The sequence below is a fragment of the Haloterrigena salina JCM 13891 genome, assembly GCF_000337495.1.
GTDB classification, from domain to species: Archaea; Halobacteriota; Halobacteria; order Halobacteriales; family Natrialbaceae; genus Haloterrigena; species Haloterrigena salina.
Map to the genome: position 1 here is coordinate 13420 of NZ_AOIS01000025.1, position 16445 is coordinate 29864.

The window sequence follows — 16445 nt, forward strand, 5'->3', positions numbered from 1 at the left end:
ACGGCCCAGCATTGACCCCGTTCGCGCCCGAAGCCGTTCCCATGACCGGGACCACCCTCAACGACGTCGAACGGAGCCTCGATCGTGCGGCCGACCTCGAGACCGAGGAGGCGGTGTCAGTCCTGCGGACCGCTCGCCAGGATATCGAGGACCTCGGATCGAATCCGGACGTCGACGAGGGGCGACGGAAGGAACTCGAGGAGCGCCTCGACCAGCGCATTCGCGAGATCAAAGAGCGCGACGCGTACGACAGCGGACTCGGCGCGGCGATGAACCCAGAGGACGACGACGCGCCCTGAGGTTTCCGTCGCCGTGCGTTGGTGTCGATCCTGTCATCTTTATCGGGACCAGCGAGTACTCGTTAACATGGCAACAGATTCCGGACGGGACGTCGGCTCAGACGACGTAGTGGTTGCCCTCGAGCGAGACGAACTGTATACGGTCATCCGGACCGCCGTCAGGGACGCGCTGCTCGACGTCCTCGGAACGGTCTTGCTGCTCGGCCTCGCGCTTCTGTTCGTAGCCACGGGCGCTCGAGTGCTGGCCGATCCCTCGTCGGGCGGAACCGCACTCGGGGTCGGCGGGATCCTCGTCGGCTTCGGGATCGCCGCGTCCGCCCTTGGACTCGGGCCGTCGATCCGCGAGTGAGCCGATCTGGCGGCTATTTCTTGACATCCGAACATCCGGCGATATCGGCCGGCCTCCACCCCTTTTATTCGGATGCCGTCCCGAGAGGCGAGTATGCGAATCGCACTACTCGGCGGAACCGGCGATATCGGGCAGGGGCTGGCCCTGCGCTTTGCACGCGATACGGATCACGAAGTCCTCATCGGCTCGCGCGATCCCGAGAAGGCCCGCGACGCGGTCGCAACCTACGAGGAGAACCTCGAGTCCCGCGGCGCCGACGCGGACGTCAAGGGCTTCGCCAACGAGATGGCGGCCGACCGAGCCGACGTCGTCGTTCTCAGCGTCCCGCCGTACTACGCCGGCGACACCGTCGAAGCCGTCGCCGACAACCTCGATTCCGACACGATCCTGGTCACCCCCGCGGTCGGCATGCAGGGCGACGAGGACGGCCTGCACTACCACCCGCCGGGAACCGGTAGCGTCACCGAACTGGTCGCCGAACGAGCGCCCGACGAGGTGCCCGTCGTCGGCGCCTTCCACAACCTCGCGGCCGACGCGCTCTCGGATCTGGACCACGAGCTGGACCTGGACACCCTCCTCGTCGCGGACGACGACGACGCCAAGGAGACCGTCCGCAACCTCGCCACCGAGATCGAGGGCCTGCGCGCACTCGACGTCGGTCCCCTCGCGAACGCGGCCGAAGTCGAGAGCGTCACACCGCTCGTAATTAACATCGCCAAGTACAACGATGACCTCCACGACGTCGGCGTCAAGTTCCATTGAGCGTCGTTCCGGCGTTTCTGTAGCACGTCGATCACTCTCTTGCGGTGGCGCGCGCTGTCGGCTGTCCGAGCGAATGCGAGGGCAGCAGACAACTCCGTGCGAGGGATGAGCGAACGGAGTGAGCGAATCGGCTGGGGAGGTGTGTGGAAATCCTCGCCGCCAGCGTGAACAGAACGCTCGAGTCTTCGTCTGGCTTCGTAATCGTCGCAAACGACTCCATTCGGTGATCGACTCGAGAACGGATGAACATGAGGAGACCAGCGGTTTTTCATCCTTCACCACCTAGACGAGCCATGCGAATCGTCACGACGCTCCCCTCGGCGACCGAAACCGTGGCCGCGCTCGGGATCGAACCCGTCGGCGTCTCCCACGAGTGCGACTATCCGCCCGGCGTCGAATCCCTCCCGTCGGTCACCGACTCGAGGATCGATGCCGAGGCCTCGAGCGGCGACATCAACCAGCAGGTGCTCGAGACCGCCGACGACGGGGCCGTTTACGACGTCGACACCGACCTGCTCGACTCGCTCGAGCCGGACCTGATCGTCACGCAGGGGATATGCGACGTCTGCGCGGTCGACGAGGTCGTCATGGCGGACGCGGTCGAGGAGATCGATGCAGATCCGGAGATTCTGACCACTGACCCCCACAGCGTCGACGACGTCCTCGAGGACCTCGAGCGGATCGGCCGCGCCACCGGCCGCGAGGAACGCGCTCGAGAGGTACGCGCAGACCTCGAGTCCCGCATCGACGCCGTTCGAGAGCGAACCGCCGACGCTGCCCTCGAGCCGGACAACCGCCCTCGAGTCGCCATCTTCGACTGGACCGACCCGGTCATGATCGCGGGCCACTGGACCGCCGACTTGGTCGACTGGGCCGGCGGCGAGTACGGACTGGCCGACGCGGGCCAGCGCTCGAGTCCCCGCGAGTGGACGGAGATCCGCGAGTACGACCCCGAACTGATCGTCGTCGCGCCCTGCGGCTTCGGCCTCGAGCAGACCGCCGAGAACACGGCGGACCTCACCGAGCGCGAGGGGTGGGACGACCTCACCGCCGTCCGCGAGGGCCGCGTCTGGGCGATGGACGGCCACCACTACCTGAACCGGCCCGGGCCGCGGCTGGTGGACACCCTCGAGGCGCTGGCCCCGATCGTCCAGCCGGAGCTGTTCGACGTCGAGACGCCGCCCGTCGCGCTCGAGGAGATTGCTGTGCCGTTCGAGCAGTTGACCGATCGACTCGAGGCGGAGGCATAGCTACCGGTGACCGGTTCCGATCCCGAACTCGTTGTTCCGACCGCGATTCGCGATCGGATCCTCGAGCGTGCTCGTGAGGGCGCTCCAGAGGAGATCTGCGGGATCTTCGGCGGCGACTTCGAGTCCGAGGGGCAGAGTCGGGTTCGGTCGCAGTACCCCGCGGAAAACGTCGCCGAGACGCCGCGAACCCGGTATCGGATCGATCCCGAGGAACAACTCGCGGTCTTCGAACGCCTCGAGGACCGCGGCGAGGAGATCGTCGGCTTCTACCACTCACATCCCCGGGGACCGCCACGTCCGAGCGCGACCGACGAGGCGCAGGCGACTTGGCCCGATCGGTCGTACTTGATTGTCTCGCTCGATCCCCTCGAGGTCGGGTCGTGGCGGTGGCGGGAGGACGACGAGCGGTTCGAACGCGAACGGATCGTCCCGGAGTGAGTGTACGTCCCAGCCCGTCACTCGCCGCTCAGCGGAAGTAATAACCTCGGAGACTGTCATTGGAATTCCAATGGTTGCTGAGGCGGAACGCGGATGATCCGACGCGAGTTCCTGGCGACGGCTGCGACTGCGGCCACCCCGATGACGGCGCTGTGTATCACGCGCAACGACGGCGAACCCCCCGATCTCGAGGAGATCGATCCGTTTCCCCACTCCCTCGAGTCGGAGTGGCGATCGAAGTGGGGGAGTTCGGCGAACACGGCGCGAACGGACGCACCGGGACCGGGCGCCGACGCGGAACTGATCTGGGAGCAGCGAGTCGATTCCGACGGCAATCCCGAACTCGCCGTCGCCGACGGCGTGCTGTACGTCGCGGGCCAGTCGGGACGGCTCCTCGCGATGGAACCGATTCGGAATCCATCTCCTGGACGCAGCAGTGGGACCGCGAACTGTCCAGCGTCGCCGTCGACGACGAGCATACGTACGTGGCGGTGGGATCGGACACCGTCGTCGCCGTTGATCGTTCGTCCGGAGCGGAGCGCTGGTCTCACCGGACCGGCGTTATCGCCGGTTCACTGATCGCGGCGACCGACGGCGTATACGCGATCGGTTACGGCGACGTGTACGCGTTCGACCCGGACGGCACGACCCGCTGGCGCGTCTCCCTCGAGAGCCCGCCGAGCTACACACCGGCGGTCCACGACGAGTCGGTGTACGTCGGAACCGACGAGGGACTCGTTGTAATCGATCGCACCGACGGCGATATTCGATGGGACGATCGGTACCAGTCCTCGATCGGGCAACCGCCCGCCGTTGACGGCGAGACGGCGTATCTCCGCAGCGGCACCCGGATTTCCGCAGTCGACGTCGCCGACGGATCGCTTCGCTGGCAGTACGAATCGGCGGACAGAAGGGCGAATCCGTTGGCGCTCTCCGAGACCCAGGTCGTCGTCACGGGGAAGCGCATCAACGCGATCGACCGGTCGACCGGCGAGGGGCGCTGGGAGAGCGGCGACTCCGGTGGGCCGTCCTTTCGCGGGGTCGCGACCGCGTCGGGCACCGTGTTCGCAACGAGCGGCTTCAAGAGCGGGAACTGTTACCGACTCGATCCGGCCGACGGCTCCATGGAACGGGTCTGGACGTCGTCGCCGCCCATCTCGGCACCGCTGGTCGTCGACGAGTACCTGTTCTTCACTGGGTCCACCGGGTCGGTCCGGCGACGGACTGATCGACCCGCCCGCGGCACAGAATTCGTCTCGAGACTGGGACTCCGTCGGTCGTCGACCGCTCACACGTCTCTGAGTACGTCCGGGACCCAGCCCTGATTTGGGTCGTCGGTCTTGCGCATCCAGTCGACGAGCCGATCCCGCATTTCCTCGCGTATGTCAGCATAATTGGGGTGGTCGATCAGGTTCTGCAGTTCGGCGGGATCGGCCTCGAGGTCGTACAGCTCGTCGATGTCGGGGCCGTTGTAGACGTACTTGTTCCGCTCCGTGCGGACCATCCGCTGGGTGTAGAGGCCGAACTCGTCGCCGTGATACTGGGCGAAGGTGGAGTCGGGCCACTCCGATACTGCTTCGGGATCACCGCCGGCCTCGAGCAGCGGCACCAGACTCCGGGCGTCGAAGCTCTCGGGGACGTCGACGCCGCCCATCTCGAGGAACGTCGCCGCGAGATCGTGCAGATGCACTGGTGCCTCGCAGGTCAATCCCGATTCGACGACGCCGGGCCAGCGCACCTGGAGGGGGATTCGGTAGGTGTCGTCGTACATCAGCGGACCCTTATTGAACTGGCGGTGGTTGCCGACGAAGTCGCCGTGATCGGAGGCGTGGACGACGGCCGTCTCGTCCGCCAGTCCGTGGTCCTCGAGCGCCTCGAGGATCCGCTCGAGCTGGTCGTCGATCAGCGAGACGAACCCCCAGTACTTCGCGGTGGCCTCGGCCCAGTGGTCCCACTCGAGGCCGTCGGCGCCCCGATAGTGATGGAAATTTTCGTGAACCTGGGGCTTCCCGTCGTAGGTCTCGGCGTAGCTCGCGGGGGGGTCGATCTCGGCGGGGTCGTACATCGAGGCGTAGGGCTCGGGGACGACGTAGGGGTGGTGGGGACCGTAGAAGTCGGCGCGGTGGAAAAAGGGGTTGCCGCCGTTTCCATCGCTCTCCTTGCCGTCGGCGTCAGCGTACGCTTCGATCGCGTCGATCGTCCGCTCGGCGAGGAAGTACGCGCGGGTCTCCGCGACGTCGACCGGGGTCGTCGCGGCGACGAAGGTTCCCTCGCTCGCATCGCGCGGGTCGTCGCCGGTGTAGAGCTCCTCCTCGAGGTCGACCTCGCCCGGCGGGACGCCCCGTTCCTCGCGGTACTCCCGGAACGCCTCGTCGATGTCGTCGTGGTGTTTGTCGCTGCCGCCGAGATACGAGAAGCCGAAATCCTCGGGCGTCTGGTCGCGGCCCACGTGCCACTTCCCGGTGTAGCTGCAGTCGTAGCCGCTGTCGGTCAATTCCTCGGAGAACGTCGGCAGGTCAGTCGGCAGGTTCGGCCTGATCGCGTCGGCCTCGTGGCTGTTGTTCAACATCCCGTGGCCGTGGGGGAACAGGCCGGTCATGAGCGAGGCGCGGGCGCTCGTACAGATGCTGATCGGCGTACACGCCCGCGAAAAGCGCATTCCCTCGCTCGAGAGCCGATCCATCGCCGGCGTCTCGACGGGCGGCCCCTCGGGCGCCGTACAGTCGTAGCGCTCTTGATCGGTGAGAACGAACAGAACGTTCGGGCGGCTGTCGGCCATCGGACGTCGTACACCGACGCCGTAGTTAATGGTGGGCCCTGCTGCGGAGTAGAATGGCGGAAAACCGAACCCGATCGAACCGGGCCGGGCTATCCCGCGGCATTATCCGAGGAGGTAGCGCAGCCACGGTCGCTGCCGAACGAACTCGGTCTTCTCGAGGTAGGCGTCGACGCCGAGGAGCCGTCCCGCGGCGAAGACCCCGACGAGCACGAACATGAGGAGCCCGAGCAGGTCCCCGTTGACGTAGCCGTTCGCCCAGTCGGCGTTGCCCAGGTAGAACAACACCATGAGGATGCCGCCGAAGAAGGCGGCCAGGCGCACGAGCGCCCCCACGATGAGCCCCAGTCCGATCAAGAACTCACCGAGCGGGATCATCACGTTCGTGAACTCGAGCAGCCAGGGCGTCCCGGCGACGAACTCGAGCAGCGGGGCGATGGGCGTCTCAGCGTGTGCGAGGTAGCCCGCCGCGTCGAACGGCTCGGCGGCCGCGAGTTTCCCCCACCCGGCGTGGAGGAACCAGTAGCCGACGATCAGCCGGATCCCCACCATCACGTAGCCGGCGACCCCGTCGGCGTAGTCGAACTCCTGGCGCTTCCCCAGCCACTGCACGGTTGCTTCGTTAGTTGCCATTTGTGCTCACCTTACAGTCATTACTCGGCGCTATACGGGCTTAAGACGGACTCAGGTTCTCGTTCAAGTGGAACGAGCCCGAATGTCCCCTGCAATAGAGGGTGTTTAAAAACGAGCTGCAATCGCAAGCTGTTCGCCGTCTTCGAACCCGCCGGTTCGTCCCGTCACGCGCGCTTCCGTTCGGAAATCGGAATCGAAAACTAATGCCGGCAAGCGGCGACCGTCAGGCGAAGTCGTCGTACGTCGGTCGCTCGAGGTCGCCCGGGAACTCGTCGACCGGGACCTGCGTCTGGTCGCCCGATTCCATCTCCTTGATCGTCACCTCGTCGTTTGCGAGGTCCTGCTCGCCGGCGACGACGACCGTCTCGGCGTTGATCGAGTCGGCGTAGTTCAGCTGCGACCCGAAGGAGCGGTCCGCGACGTCGGTCTCGACGACGTGGCCGCGCTCGCGGAGGTCGCGGACGATCCGGGCGGCCTCCGACCGCGTGTCGCCGATCTGGAGGACGTAGTAGTCGGTCGTGAACGCCTCCTCGGGCCAGACGTCCGCCCGCTGGAGGAGCAAGGAGAGCGGCGCGAGGCCGGGCGCGACGCCGACGGCGGGCGTCGGCTGGCCGCCGAAGCTCTCGATCAGATCGTCGTAGCGGCCGCCGCCGAAGACCGACCGGGAGACCTCGCCGGTCGAGTCGAAACACTCGAAGACGACGCCCGTGTAGTAATCGAGTCCGCGGGCGGTCTCCAGCGAGAGCGTACAGTACTCGCGGGCGCCGAAGTCCGCCGCGGCCTCGAGGACGTTCTGGAGGTTGGTCACGGCCGCTTCGACGCGGTCCGTGCCGGCGAAGTCGACGAGTTCGTCGAGGTCGTCCTCGCCGACCGCGAGCAGGTCGTCGAACTCGGCGGCCTGATCGTAGCTGAGGCCGGCCTCGACGAGCAGGTCGTGGTACTCGTTGTGGCTGATCTTCTCGGATTTGTCGACGGCGCGGATGGCCGCGGCCGTGTCCACGTCGGCGTCGAACGACTCGAAGAGTCCGCCGAGGATGTCGCGATGAGAGACGCGGAACTCGAACTCCTCGCCGGTCAGGCCGAGGTCGGTCAGCGCGTCGGCGGCGAACGCGAGGATTTCGGCGTCGGCCTCGGGTTCGCTCGAGCCGAAGATATCGACGTTGGTCTGGTAGAACTCGCGGAACCGGCCCTGCTGGACCTGTTCGTAGCGCCAGAACGGTCGCGTCGAGACCCACTTGATCGGCTTCGAGAGCTCCTGCTGTTTGGCGACGACCATCCGCGCGACGGTCGGGGTCAACTCGGGGGTCAGCGCGACCTCGCGGCCGCCCTTGTCCTCGAACGCGTAGAGCTCTTCGACGATCTCCTCGCCGCTCTTGTCGACGTACATCTGGGTGCGTTCGAGTGCGGGGGTGCCGACCTCCCGGAAGCCGTACCGTCGTGCCGCGGCCTCCAGGCTGTCGATAACCTCCCGGCGCGCCCCCATCTCGGCGGGGTAGAAGTCACGAAATCCCTTGAGGTGGTCGTACATGTCCCCCGATTCGTTCAGGTTGCGCTTCAAACTGTCCTTTGTCCTCGGGTGGCGATTCGCCCCCCGTCAGCGTCCGTGCGTTCGGCGTTCTCGCCGTCGCCCGTTTGGTTCGACTGCTGGAGGCGTTAGTTCGACGCACTTCACGGCGAGATTCTCCAATACATTGATAGCTCGCTCGGTGCTGAGATACGCCCGTGCAACGGCTCGAAGAGGATGACTGGGTCGCGGACGTCGGTAAACAGCTCCCGGTCTCGCCGCTGTCGATCCTCGGATTCGTCCTCGCCGCTACCATCGGCGTGCGGATCGCCGGCGAGACCCTCTCGACGAGGACGATACTCGAGAGCATCTTTCCGCTCGTGATCGCGACGGCGGTCATCCTCGCCGACCGGTTCCTCGTCGCGCAGGACGTCTCGGCGCGGGATCGACTCACCGTCTTCGCGTACAGTCTCGGCGGCTTTCTCGCCGCGTTCATCGTGGCGGCGTTACACCTCTACATCGCCTACCTCGACGGACTCGGCTCCCGCTCGCCGCTGTACCTGTTGTTGATGAGCGGGACGATGGGCGTCGGTGCCGGCACCGTCGCCGGTATCTACGACATCAAACAGCGGGCCGCGACCCGCGAGGCGCGCCGGCAGAGCGAGCGCTTAGAGGAGTTCGCCAGCGTCGTCAGCCACGACCTCCGGAACCCCCTCAGCGTCGCGCGCGGGCGCCTCGATGCGGCCTTTCAAACCGGGAACGCCGACCACCTCAAGGAGGTCGACGCCGCCCTGACGCGGATGGACGAACTGATCGAGGAGTCGCTGTCGGTCGCCCGCAGCGGGACCCAGGTCGAGGAGACCTACGAGGCTGTCTCTTATACACATCTCTGAGCGGGNGGTCGCCCGCAGCGGGACCCAGGTCGAGGAGACCTACGAGGTGCCCCTCGAGGAACTCGCCGGCGACGCCTGGTCGTCGACCGCGACCGACGAGGCGACCTACGAGGTGGTCGACCACCGAACGCTCCAGGTCGATCCGCTGCGGGCGAAACAGCTCTTCGAGAACCTCTTCCGAAATTCGATCGAGCACGGCCGGGAGGACGTCACCATCCGCGTCGGCGCCTGTTCGGGGGGCTTTTTCGTCGAAGACGACGGCGCCGGGATTCCCGAGGACGAACGCGACAAGATCTTAGAGCAGGGGTATTCGACGGCCGAGGACGGGTCCGGACTCGGGCTCGCGATCGTCCGCGCCATCGCGGACGCGCACGGCTGGTCGGTCGCGGTCACGGAAAGCGAGACGGGCGGCGCGCGGTTCGAGTTCACGCGGTAGCGCTCGGCGCCTCTCCCTGCTCGTGCTCGAGCGCGCCGGCACAACGCGGGCTTAGTCGCTCGCTCGCCGAACGCCCGTCACGTACGTCTGCGTGTGATCGGGGAAGCAGTCGTCGACGGCTCCGGGGCCGCCCTCGTCGGCGATGATCGTCCGGAGTTCCGCCTCGTAGTCGGCGCGATCGATCTCCTCGCTCGGGCCGACGGTCACCTCGAGTCGCGCGTCGACGAGTCGGTCGACGGCGGTGCGGCCGAAGCCCGACAGCGGCGCGATGTAGTCGACGTCGTGGCGATCCTCCAGGCTCTGGGCCTGCGCGCGGGAGATCGTCGGGACGCGGTCGTCCCGGCGCGTCCCGTCGGCGATGGCGTCGTACTCGCGGTCGGCCAGTCGCTCGAGGGCGTGCTGGTGAACCCGCTGGATACCGTTGCGGGGGAAGCCGTCCTCTCGAATCGTCGCCGCGGCCTCGCGAGCGACATCGGCGTCCAGCTCGAGTCGCTCGAACTCGAATCCCATCGAGGCGGCGGTCTCGCGGGCGTGTTTCCAGTCGTCGCTGATGCCGAAGTGGGCCGTCACCAGCGTGACGTCGTAGAACTCCTCGAGGAGAAGGGCCGCGAGCGTCGAGTCCTTGCCGCCGCTGTAGAGCAGTCCCAGCTCCATCAGCGCCGCTTGATGTCGAAGCTCTGGGAGTCGGGTTTCAGCTCCTGGAGGAGCTGTTTCATCTTCTCGTCGTCGATCTTGCCCTGCATGCGGCCGCTGCGGGCCAGGCTGACGACCTGTCGTTCGACCTGTTCGCCGAACTGCGGTTTGCTCATCTTGACCGTGTTGAGCCGCTTGCGGGCGTCGTCGGTCAGGTGCTGGCGGAGGACGGCCTTCTTCTGGGCCTCGGCCTGTTGTTTGGCGGCCTCCTGCGAGCCGCCCTGCTGGCCGTCGGCCTGCTCCTGTAGCTGCTCCATTTTCTTCTGTCGCAGCTCCTCGAGTTTCTCCTCGTCAGGTGCGTCGCTCATTGCTATCACAACTGTTGTTTCGCACGGCGGAAAATGATTTCGGACGACAGGCGATACTGTCGGCGCTCGAGGGGTGTTCGGCGTGAAAACTGAATTTATCTCGCGTTACGCGTAGCGCTCGAGTTCCGGACGGTCGAGTTCCTCGAGGACCTCGCCGGCGGTGTCGTCGAGGAGGCTCTGCCCCTCGGCGGTGATGCGTCGGCCTTCGCCCTCGGCGGTCTCGACGAGGTCTTCCTCTTCGAGCTGCTGGAGGATCGTTCGGATGAGGTTCTTCGAGCCGTCGGTGCGCTTGTCGGGGGCGACCTGGTAGCGGTTCGAACCGCCCTTCGAGCCGCCGTACTCGGTCGAGAGTCGCTCGACGCCGATCGGGCCGCGGTCGGCGACCTTCCGCAGGAGACTCGCCGCGCGAGTCGCCCAGAACTCCTCCTGTTCGGGCGGCAGCTCGTTGGCGACACCGCTCTTGGCGAACTTGCCCCATTCCGGTTCCTCGAGTCGATCCGAGAGATCGTCGGCGAGCGCCTCGATGAGGTCGTCCGCCGGAACGTCGTACATCGTAGCCATTGGCGTGTGGTTCCCGTCGCCGGCATTTAAGGCCATCGTTGTCCCGCGCAGCGGTGGTGTGGCGACCGCTCGCAGGGACTCAGCGACCGGCGGGCCGCGGTGCCTCGAGGCGTCCGGCCTCCAGTCCGGGCGGTTTTTCGTGTTGGAATAGAAACGGGACGTATGGACGAACGCGCCGCCCTGTCGCTGCTGGAGGGCGAACTCGAGGCCGCCGGTGACGACGCGGCCGTCGTCGACGACCTGGTGATCACGACGGACATGCTCCACGAGCGGACGGATTTCCCGACGGGGACGACCCGCTACACGGCGGGCTGGCGCGCGGTCGGCGCGTCGCTGTCGGACGTCGCCGCGATGGGCGCCGACGCGACCGCCGCGGTCGCGGCCTACGCCGCCCCCGAATTCGACCGCGACGAACTCCTCGCGTTCGTTCGCGGCGCACGCGACGTCTGCGACCGCGTCGACGCGACCTATGTCGGCGGCGACCTCGATGGCCACTCCGAGTTCACCGTCTCGACGACCGCGGTCGGCCGGAGCGACGACCCCGTCCGCCGTAGCGGGGCCGAACCCGGCGACCTGCTCTGTGTCACCGGGACGCTGGGCCGCAGCGCGGTCGGCCTCGAGTTGTTCGAACGCAGCGCTCGGAAAGACACCGAGAGCGACGAAGACGCCAGCGGAGTCGAACGAGCGAACGAGCTGTTTCGCTTCGAGCCCCGAGTCGAAGCCGGCGCGGCCCTCGCGCCCCACGCGACGGCGATGATGGACTCGAGCGACGGCCTCGCACGGTCGCTCCACCAACTCGCCGAGGCCAGCGACTGCGGCTTCGCGGTCGACTCGGAGGCGGTTCCCGTCGCCGAGGCGCTTTCCGAACTAGCTGACGACGAGGGGGCGGACGCGGAGCCGCTCGAGCGCGCGATCACCTTCGGCGAGGACTTCGAACTCGTCGTGACGCTTCCGGAGTCGGCCCTCGAGACGGTGCGGGCGGCGATCGACGTCGACCTCTCGGCGATCGGGTCGGTCACGGAGCCGGTCGAGGGAATCACGCTGAACGGCGAGAAACTCCCGGATCGAGGCTATACCCACGGGACGTGACCTATTGCGGGCGGAAAGCGGGCCATTGGCGACTGGGGACGGAAAACAGGTCGTCGACGATCGGAGACGGCTCCGGGCCGTCGGCGTCCGTCGCTACTGGATGACCTCGAGCGGGACCGGCATGAAACAGAGCAGTCCGAGCCCGAAGGTGACGACGCCCAGTAGCTGCCGCCAGGTACCGAGCCGGCCGTCGGTGACCGGCTGCGCTCCGCCTGCCGACGCGAGGAGCGTGGCCAGGAACCCCCAGAGGATCCAGATGAAGATCGTCTGCAGCCCGTAGCCGCCGATGTAGTACAGGTAGCCGGCGAGGGCGAACAGCGCGCCGGGGACGAGCGCGCTGACCGTCTCGTGGAGGTCGCCGATCATCGCCCCCAGGATGTGGCCGCCGTCGAGCTGGCCGACGGGGATCAGATTGAGGAAGGTGACGAACATGCCGACCCAGGCGCCGATGACGACCGGATTGACGTTTCGCGACGGGTCGTCGAGATACAGCGGCTGATCGATCGCCGCCGCGATCAGTTCGAGCATCGGCGGGATCCCGAGTCGGAAGCCGCTCTCTTCGGCCTGTTGCACGACCGGTTCGGGGATCGTCACCGGCGGCAGGTGGAGTCCGACGACGGCGATAGCGACCGTCGCGACGAGTCCCGCCAGCGGACCGGCGATGCCGATGTCGAACAGGGCCTTTCGGTTCGGCATCCGCCCCTTCAGCTTGATTACCGCTCCCATCGTCCCGATGATCGTCGGGATGGGAATGAAGTACGGCAGGGAGGCGTCGACCTGATGGTAGCGGCTCATCACGTAGTGACCCAGCTCGTGGACGCCGAGCACCGTCAGCACCGCGGCCGAAAACGGCCACGCGCCGAGGATCTCGAGCGGACCCCCGAACGGATCGATCCCCGGATACCACCAGAAGGCGCCGACGAACAGCGTCGAACAGATCGTCGCACACAGCAGCAGGATGTTCGTCCACGGGATGCCGTCGATCCCGATGCTGATCGGTTCGGCGACGAGGACGTACTCGCCGTGGCGCACCGTCAACTGCGGGTCGTAGCCCGCGTCGCGAAATACCGGCCACAGCTCCTCCATCGCCTGCTCCGGATGGGTACGCGGATCGCCGTAGTACACCAGCTGATCGTCCTCGGCCCGCATCTCGTAGACCCGAAAGACCGACTCGATACGCTCGAGCGGCGGGCCGTCCCCGAGCGAGGGGTCGTCGTCGATCGACGGACCGACCCGGGGGACATCGGCGTCGTCCATCATCCGTCATTACGGAGCCCGGCGTATAAATCGACTGTCGTCGGCAGGGACTTCGGCGAGTCGAACTCGAGCGCTAGTATGGGCCGACGAAAACGGAGGAGAGGGACCTCAGAGTGGGCCGGATGGCGTCGGAGACGCGCCGGCCGGCAGGGTGTCGCGCGGTACGAGGGCGTTCAGCGGGCTGCTAACGCGTTCGAGGGGCGTTCGTCAGGCCGCTACCGGGGACCTGGGGCTGTTCGAGCGAAGCGAGGGCACGATCAGGCCGGTTCGACGCGCCAGGTGGTTGCGCTCGTGTACGACCACTTCTCGATCTCGAGGTCGGTGGCCGACTCCGAGAGTTTGACCATTAGCGCGCCGATCTCCTTGGGAGACATCCCGACGTCGTCAGCAATGAACTTGCCTTTGAAGTATAGCTCTCCGTCTTCGGCGCGGTCGCGGAGATAGCGTTTCAGACGTCGTTCCTTGCTGTCCGTGGAGGGTTGGGCTGTCGTGCTCATCGACATCCACTGCTTGTTGCCGGGATATGTTATAAAGGGAGGATGGTTAGCGAAATTTCGGTTGTGTTCAGGAATCTGGGGGGTAATGGACGTTTTATTCTCGATTCAGTGATTATTTATCGAACGATGAGCGGGCCCGAGACCTTTTAAAACCGCCGCTAACTTATTATCGCACATTCGATTATCATGGCTGATAGAGTGTTCCGTTCCGGGAGGCTTGACCTATTTTGAACGGAAAATTCATGGAATCAAGTACTAACTTTGTTCGTGAACCCAGAATTCGTCTTCGACTGTCACTTCTTTCTTGAACAGCGGCACCTCGTCTTTCAACCGGTTGATCCCGTCTTCGACGGTCCGAAACGCCTCTTCTCGGTGTCCGGCGAGGACGACGACGAAAACGATGTCCTCGCCGTCCTCGACGACGCCGGTTCGGTGGTAGAGTTCGACCTCGAGAACGCCGTCGCGGGCCTCGAGATCCGTCTCGAGGGCGGCCATCCGCTCGTCGGCGACGCCCTCGTACTTCTCGAACTCGAGGTACTGGGTGCGCGCGTCGTCGGCGTCGTCCTTCGCGCGGACGCGGCCGGTGAACGTCGCGATCGCCCCCGCCTGATCGGCCGTTGGCGACCGCTTGACGCGATCGACCAGCGAGTGGAGGGTTTCGTGGGGCTCGCGCGACTCGAGTTCGGCCGCGATGGCGTCGGGATCGAGGTCGTCGGACTGTTCGACGGCCGCGACGACGCCCTCCTCGTCCGCGTCGTCCGTCCCGACGACGACCGTCGGATGGCGGAGCTCCTCGACGCCCACGACGACGGCGTACGCGCAGTCGGCCGCCAGCCGATCGAGGGCGTCGCCGACGCCCAGCCCCGTCCCGGACGCGGCCCAGTCGCCGTCGGCGCCGAGCTCGTAGCTGACGTCGCCGCCGACCGTCGTCGAGTCGTGGACGGCCGTCCCGTCCGCGATCGTCGCGTCGTATCTGACCACGCCGACGCGTCCCTCCCGCTCGAGGCGATCGACGAGGCGATCGCAGACCCGCTCGACGGCGTCGCGGTCCGCGCCGCGGTCGCAGATGCCGAATACGTGCATAGTCGTGACATGGCGGCGTCGGGCTTTGTAGCTGTCGACAAAGCCGCGCGGGTGGGCGTCAAGCGCACACCCACGTGCCTCTTTCAGCGCGCCGCACTCGACCGGCCGGCTATCGTTTCTGTTCGACGGGGGGCTACGTACTACAGGGGCTTTGGAACTGCACCACCGATTCACACACATGACTCGGCGAATCGGCTTCACCGGCGACGTCATGCTCGGGCGACTGGTCGACGACCGCCAGCGCCGGCGGTCGGTCGACGCGGTCTGGGGGAACGTCCGCGAGCACCTCCGGGATCTCGACGCGCTCGTGATCAACCTCGAGTGCGTGCTCTCGACGCGCGGGAGCGAGTGGCGGCGGACCCACCGACCGTTTCACTTCCGTGCGGACCCTGATTGGGCGGTCCCTGCCCTCCAGCGCGCCGGCGTCGACGTCTGCGCGCTCGCGAACAACCACGTGTTAGACTACGAGGAGGTGGCGCTGCGAGACACGCTCGAGCACGTGGACGAGGCCGGGATCGCGCGAACCGGCGCGGGGGAGACGATCGACGAGGCGCTCGATCCGGCGGTCGTAACCGTCGACGGGGATGGGGGCGACGAAATCGACGGCCTCGAGCTGGCCGTCGTTTCGTTCACCGACAACACGCCCGAGTACGCGGCCGACGAGGAGTCGCCCGGAACCGCGTGGATCGACGTCGATGTCGACGACGAGAGAACGCGCGAACGGGTCCGCGAGGCGCTCTCCCGTGCCCGCGAAACGGATCCCGACCTGCTGATCGCCTCGCTGCACTGGGGGCCGAACATGGTCACCGAACCGCCCGACTCGTTCCGGGCGTTCGGCCGCTGGCTGGTCGAGGAGGGCGTCGACCTGATCCACGGCCACAGCGCCCACGTCTTCCAGGGGATCGAGGTCTACGAGGGAGTGCCGATCGTCTACGACGCGGGCGATTTCGTCGACGACTACGCGGTCGACGACGAGTTGCGCAACGACCGCGGGTTCCTGTTCGAACTCACGGTGACCGAGGACGGGACGCCGACCGAACTGCGGCTTCGTCCGACCGAGATCGACGGCTGTGCTGTCCACGAGGCGAGCCCCGACGCCGCCGCGTGGGCTCGCGACCGAATGCGCGAGCTGTCGGCCCCCTTTGGAACCGCGTTCGATCGCGACGGCGAGGCGCTGGTAGTGGCGATCGAGTCGTAGCGCCGACACCGGGTCGAATCGCTCCCGTTTTGGGCCGGCCGCCGCCTCGAGAATCGTCCCGTGAGAGTGAGACACGCGCGGTGATCCGGAGTTGGCAACCCTTAAGATAGCAACCCGGTTACACCGGTGTAGTATGAAAGTGGTCGTCTCTATCGGCGGGAGCGTGCTCGTGCCAGAGCCGGGCGCGGATCGGGTGGCCGAACACGCGGCCGTCGTCGAAGACCTCATCGCGGACGGCTGTCGCGTCGGTGCCGTCGTCGGGGGCGGCGGCGTCGCCCGCGACTACATCTCGGCGGCCCGCGATCTGGGGGCGAACGAAATCGAACTCGATCAGCTCGGAATCGACGTCACGCGGCTCAACGCGCGCCTGCTCATCGCCGCGCTGAGCGAGGAGTCCGTGACCTGTCTCTTATACACAT

At 66.6% G+C, this 16445-nt stretch carries 20 protein-coding genes and 1 pseudogene; 12 read left to right on the forward strand and 9 right to left on the reverse strand.

From position 1 onward, the window contains the following. Positions 1–41: 41 nt before the first annotated feature. From C477_RS06225 to C477_RS23795, 7 genes and pseudogenes are all read left to right on the forward strand, one after another. A complete protein-coding gene (locus C477_RS06225; RefSeq protein WP_008893603.1) occupies positions 42–299 on the forward strand; it encodes a hypothetical protein in 258 nt (85 codons plus the stop codon). Between the two features lie 67 nt (positions 300–366). Further along, entirely contained in the window at positions 367–648 is a 282-nt protein-coding gene (locus C477_RS06230; RefSeq protein ID WP_083870251.1) for a hypothetical protein, read from the forward strand. A 93-nt stretch (positions 649–741) separates the two neighbouring features. After that, positions 742–1410 (forward strand): NADPH-dependent F420 reductase, encoded by a 669-nt coding sequence (gene npdG / locus C477_RS06235; protein WP_008893605.1) that lies wholly within the window; start codon positions 742–744, stop codon positions 1408–1410. A gap of 293 nt (positions 1411–1703) precedes the next feature. Further along, a complete protein-coding gene (locus tag C477_RS06240; RefSeq protein ID WP_008893606.1) occupies positions 1704–2660 on the forward strand; it encodes a cobalamin-binding protein in 957 nt (318 codons plus the stop codon). A 6-nt stretch (positions 2661–2666) separates the two neighbouring features. Beyond that, positions 2667–3098: a desampylase gene (locus C477_RS06245; RefSeq protein WP_008893607.1), complete on the forward strand. Its 432-nt coding sequence runs from the start codon at positions 2667–2669 to the stop codon at positions 3096–3098. Positions 3099–3337: 239 nt separating this feature from the next. Beyond that, a pseudogene (locus C477_RS25010) lies at positions 3338–3595 on the forward strand (hypothetical protein); the annotation flags it as partial. A gap of 123 nt (positions 3596–3718) precedes the next feature. Next, a complete protein-coding gene (locus C477_RS23795) occupies positions 3719–4423 on the forward strand; it encodes a PQQ-binding-like beta-propeller repeat protein (RefSeq protein WP_008893609.1) in 705 nt (234 codons plus the stop codon). Here C477_RS23795 and C477_RS06260 read toward each other — a convergent pair. The 3 genes from C477_RS06260 to hisS form a co-directional block, all read right to left on the reverse strand. Continuing rightward, complete coding sequence (locus C477_RS06260; protein ID WP_008893610.1) at positions 4387–5877, reverse strand: sulfatase-like hydrolase/transferase; 1491 nt, start codon at positions 5875–5877, stop codon at positions 4387–4389. The two genes, C477_RS23795 and C477_RS06260, sit on opposite strands and share 37 nt — an antisense overlap. Before the next feature lie 102 nt (positions 5878–5979). Continuing rightward, positions 5980–6507: a DoxX family protein gene (locus C477_RS06265; RefSeq protein WP_049914343.1), complete on the reverse strand. Its 528-nt coding sequence runs from the start codon at positions 6505–6507 to the stop codon at positions 5980–5982. A 223-nt stretch (positions 6508–6730) separates the two neighbouring features. Continuing rightward, positions 6731–8035: a histidine--tRNA ligase gene (gene hisS / locus C477_RS06270; protein ID WP_008893612.1), complete on the reverse strand. Its 1305-nt coding sequence runs from the start codon at positions 8033–8035 to the stop codon at positions 6731–6733. Between the two features lie 194 nt (positions 8036–8229). Here hisS and C477_RS24465 point away from each other — a divergent pair, with 194 nt between their 5' ends. Both C477_RS24465 and C477_RS24470 read left to right on the forward strand, forming a co-directional pair. Beyond that, on the forward strand, positions 8230–8904 hold the full coding sequence (locus C477_RS24465) for a sensor histidine kinase (protein ID WP_008893613.1): 675 nt from the start codon (positions 8230–8232) through the stop codon (positions 8902–8904). 46 nt (positions 8905–8950) lie between these two features. Beyond that, the gene (locus C477_RS24470; protein ID WP_008893614.1) at positions 8951–9340 is read left to right on the forward strand and encodes a sensor histidine kinase; all 390 of its coding nucleotides are present in this window, start codon (positions 8951–8953) and stop codon (positions 9338–9340) included. 51 nt (positions 9341–9391) lie between these two features. Here the strand turns inward: C477_RS24470 and C477_RS06285 are convergent, their stop codons facing one another. The 3 genes from C477_RS06285 to C477_RS06295 form a co-directional block, all read right to left on the reverse strand. After that, positions 9392–9994, reverse strand: coding sequence for a DUF7411 family protein (locus tag C477_RS06285; RefSeq protein WP_008893615.1), 603 nt, complete (start codon positions 9992–9994; stop codon positions 9392–9394). Then, positions 9994–10341 (reverse strand): DNA-binding protein, encoded by a 348-nt coding sequence (locus tag C477_RS06290; protein ID WP_008893616.1) that lies wholly within the window; start codon positions 10339–10341, stop codon positions 9994–9996. Before C477_RS06290 ends, C477_RS06285 begins: the two co-directional genes overlap by 1 nt. A gap of 105 nt (positions 10342–10446) precedes the next feature. After that, positions 10447–10902, reverse strand: coding sequence for a 30S ribosomal protein S19e (locus tag C477_RS06295; RefSeq protein WP_008893617.1), 456 nt, complete (start codon positions 10900–10902; stop codon positions 10447–10449). A gap of 162 nt (positions 10903–11064) precedes the next feature. Between C477_RS06295 and thiL the strand changes: the two genes are divergently transcribed. Beyond that, the gene (gene thiL / locus C477_RS06300) at positions 11065–11991 is read left to right on the forward strand and encodes a thiamine-phosphate kinase (protein WP_008893618.1); all 927 of its coding nucleotides are present in this window, start codon (positions 11065–11067) and stop codon (positions 11989–11991) included. 93 nt (positions 11992–12084) lie between these two features. Here the strand turns inward: thiL and C477_RS06305 are convergent, their stop codons facing one another. The 3 genes from C477_RS06305 to C477_RS06315 all read right to left on the reverse strand — a co-directional run bounded on the left by C477_RS06305 (position 12085) and on the right by C477_RS06315 (position 14828). Further along, on the reverse strand, positions 12085–13248 hold the full coding sequence (locus tag C477_RS06305; protein WP_008893619.1) for a site-2 protease family protein: 1164 nt from the start codon (positions 13246–13248) through the stop codon (positions 12085–12087). Between the two features lie 257 nt (positions 13249–13505). Next, positions 13506–13751 carry a DUF7123 family protein gene (locus tag C477_RS06310; RefSeq protein WP_008893620.1) on the reverse strand — a complete coding sequence of 82 codons (246 nt, stop codon included), beginning with the start codon at positions 13749–13751 and terminating at the stop codon, positions 13506–13508. Between the two features lie 249 nt (positions 13752–14000). Further along, a complete protein-coding gene (locus C477_RS06315; RefSeq protein WP_008893621.1) occupies positions 14001–14828 on the reverse strand; it encodes a molybdopterin synthase in 828 nt (275 codons plus the stop codon). A gap of 178 nt (positions 14829–15006) precedes the next feature. Here C477_RS06315 and C477_RS06320 point away from each other — a divergent pair, with 178 nt between their 5' ends. Both C477_RS06320 and C477_RS06325 read left to right on the forward strand, forming a co-directional pair. Next, positions 15007–16026: a CapA family protein gene (locus tag C477_RS06320; protein ID WP_008893622.1), complete on the forward strand. Its 1020-nt coding sequence runs from the start codon at positions 15007–15009 to the stop codon at positions 16024–16026. A 133-nt stretch (positions 16027–16159) separates the two neighbouring features. After that, positions 16160–16445 (forward strand): amino acid kinase family protein (locus tag C477_RS06325; RefSeq protein WP_449404395.1); only part of this gene is annotated, 286 nt, incomplete at its 3' end.

Coding starts and splice junctions, on each gene's coding strand:
- C477_RS06305 (WP_008893619.1), bottom strand. CDS start 13,248: ATGGACGACGCCGATGTCCCCCGGGTCGGTCCGTCGATCGACGACGAC.
- C477_RS06260 (WP_008893610.1), bottom strand. CDS start 5,877: ATGGCCGACAGCCGCCCGAACGTTCTGTTCGTTCTCACCGATCAAGAG.
- C477_RS06230 (WP_083870251.1), top strand. CDS start 367: ATGGCAACAGATTCCGGACGGGACGTCGGCTCAGACGACGTAGTGGTT.
- thiL (WP_008893618.1), top strand. CDS start 11,065: ATGGACGAACGCGCCGCCCTGTCGCTGCTGGAGGGCGAACTCGAGGCC.
- C477_RS06240 (WP_008893606.1), top strand. CDS start 1,704: ATGCGAATCGTCACGACGCTCCCCTCGGCGACCGAAACCGTGGCCGCG.
- C477_RS06290 (WP_008893616.1), bottom strand. CDS start 10,341: ATGAGCGACGCACCTGACGAGGAGAAACTCGAGGAGCTGCGACAGAAG.
- C477_RS06265 (WP_049914343.1), bottom strand. CDS start 6,507: ATGGCAACTAACGAAGCAACCGTGCAGTGGCTGGGGAAGCGCCAGGAG.
- C477_RS06285 (WP_008893615.1), bottom strand. CDS start 9,994: ATGGAGCTGGGACTGCTCTACAGCGGCGGCAAGGACTCGACGCTCGCG.
- C477_RS06320 (WP_008893622.1), top strand. CDS start 15,007: ATGACTCGGCGAATCGGCTTCACCGGCGACGTCATGCTCGGGCGACTG.
- npdG (WP_008893605.1), top strand. CDS start 742: ATGCGAATCGCACTACTCGGCGGAACCGGCGATATCGGGCAGGGGCTG.
- C477_RS06315 (WP_008893621.1), bottom strand. CDS start 14,828: ATGCACGTATTCGGCATCTGCGACCGCGGCGCGGACCGCGACGCCGTC.
- C477_RS06310 (WP_008893620.1), bottom strand. CDS start 13,751: ATGTCGATGAGCACGACAGCCCAACCCTCCACGGACAGCAAGGAACGA.
- C477_RS06225 (WP_008893603.1), top strand. CDS start 42: ATGACCGGGACCACCCTCAACGACGTCGAACGGAGCCTCGATCGTGCG.
- hisS (WP_008893612.1), bottom strand. CDS start 8,035: ATGTACGACCACCTCAAGGGATTTCGTGACTTCTACCCCGCCGAGATG.
- C477_RS06295 (WP_008893617.1), bottom strand. CDS start 10,902: ATGGCTACGATGTACGACGTTCCGGCGGACGACCTCATCGAGGCGCTC.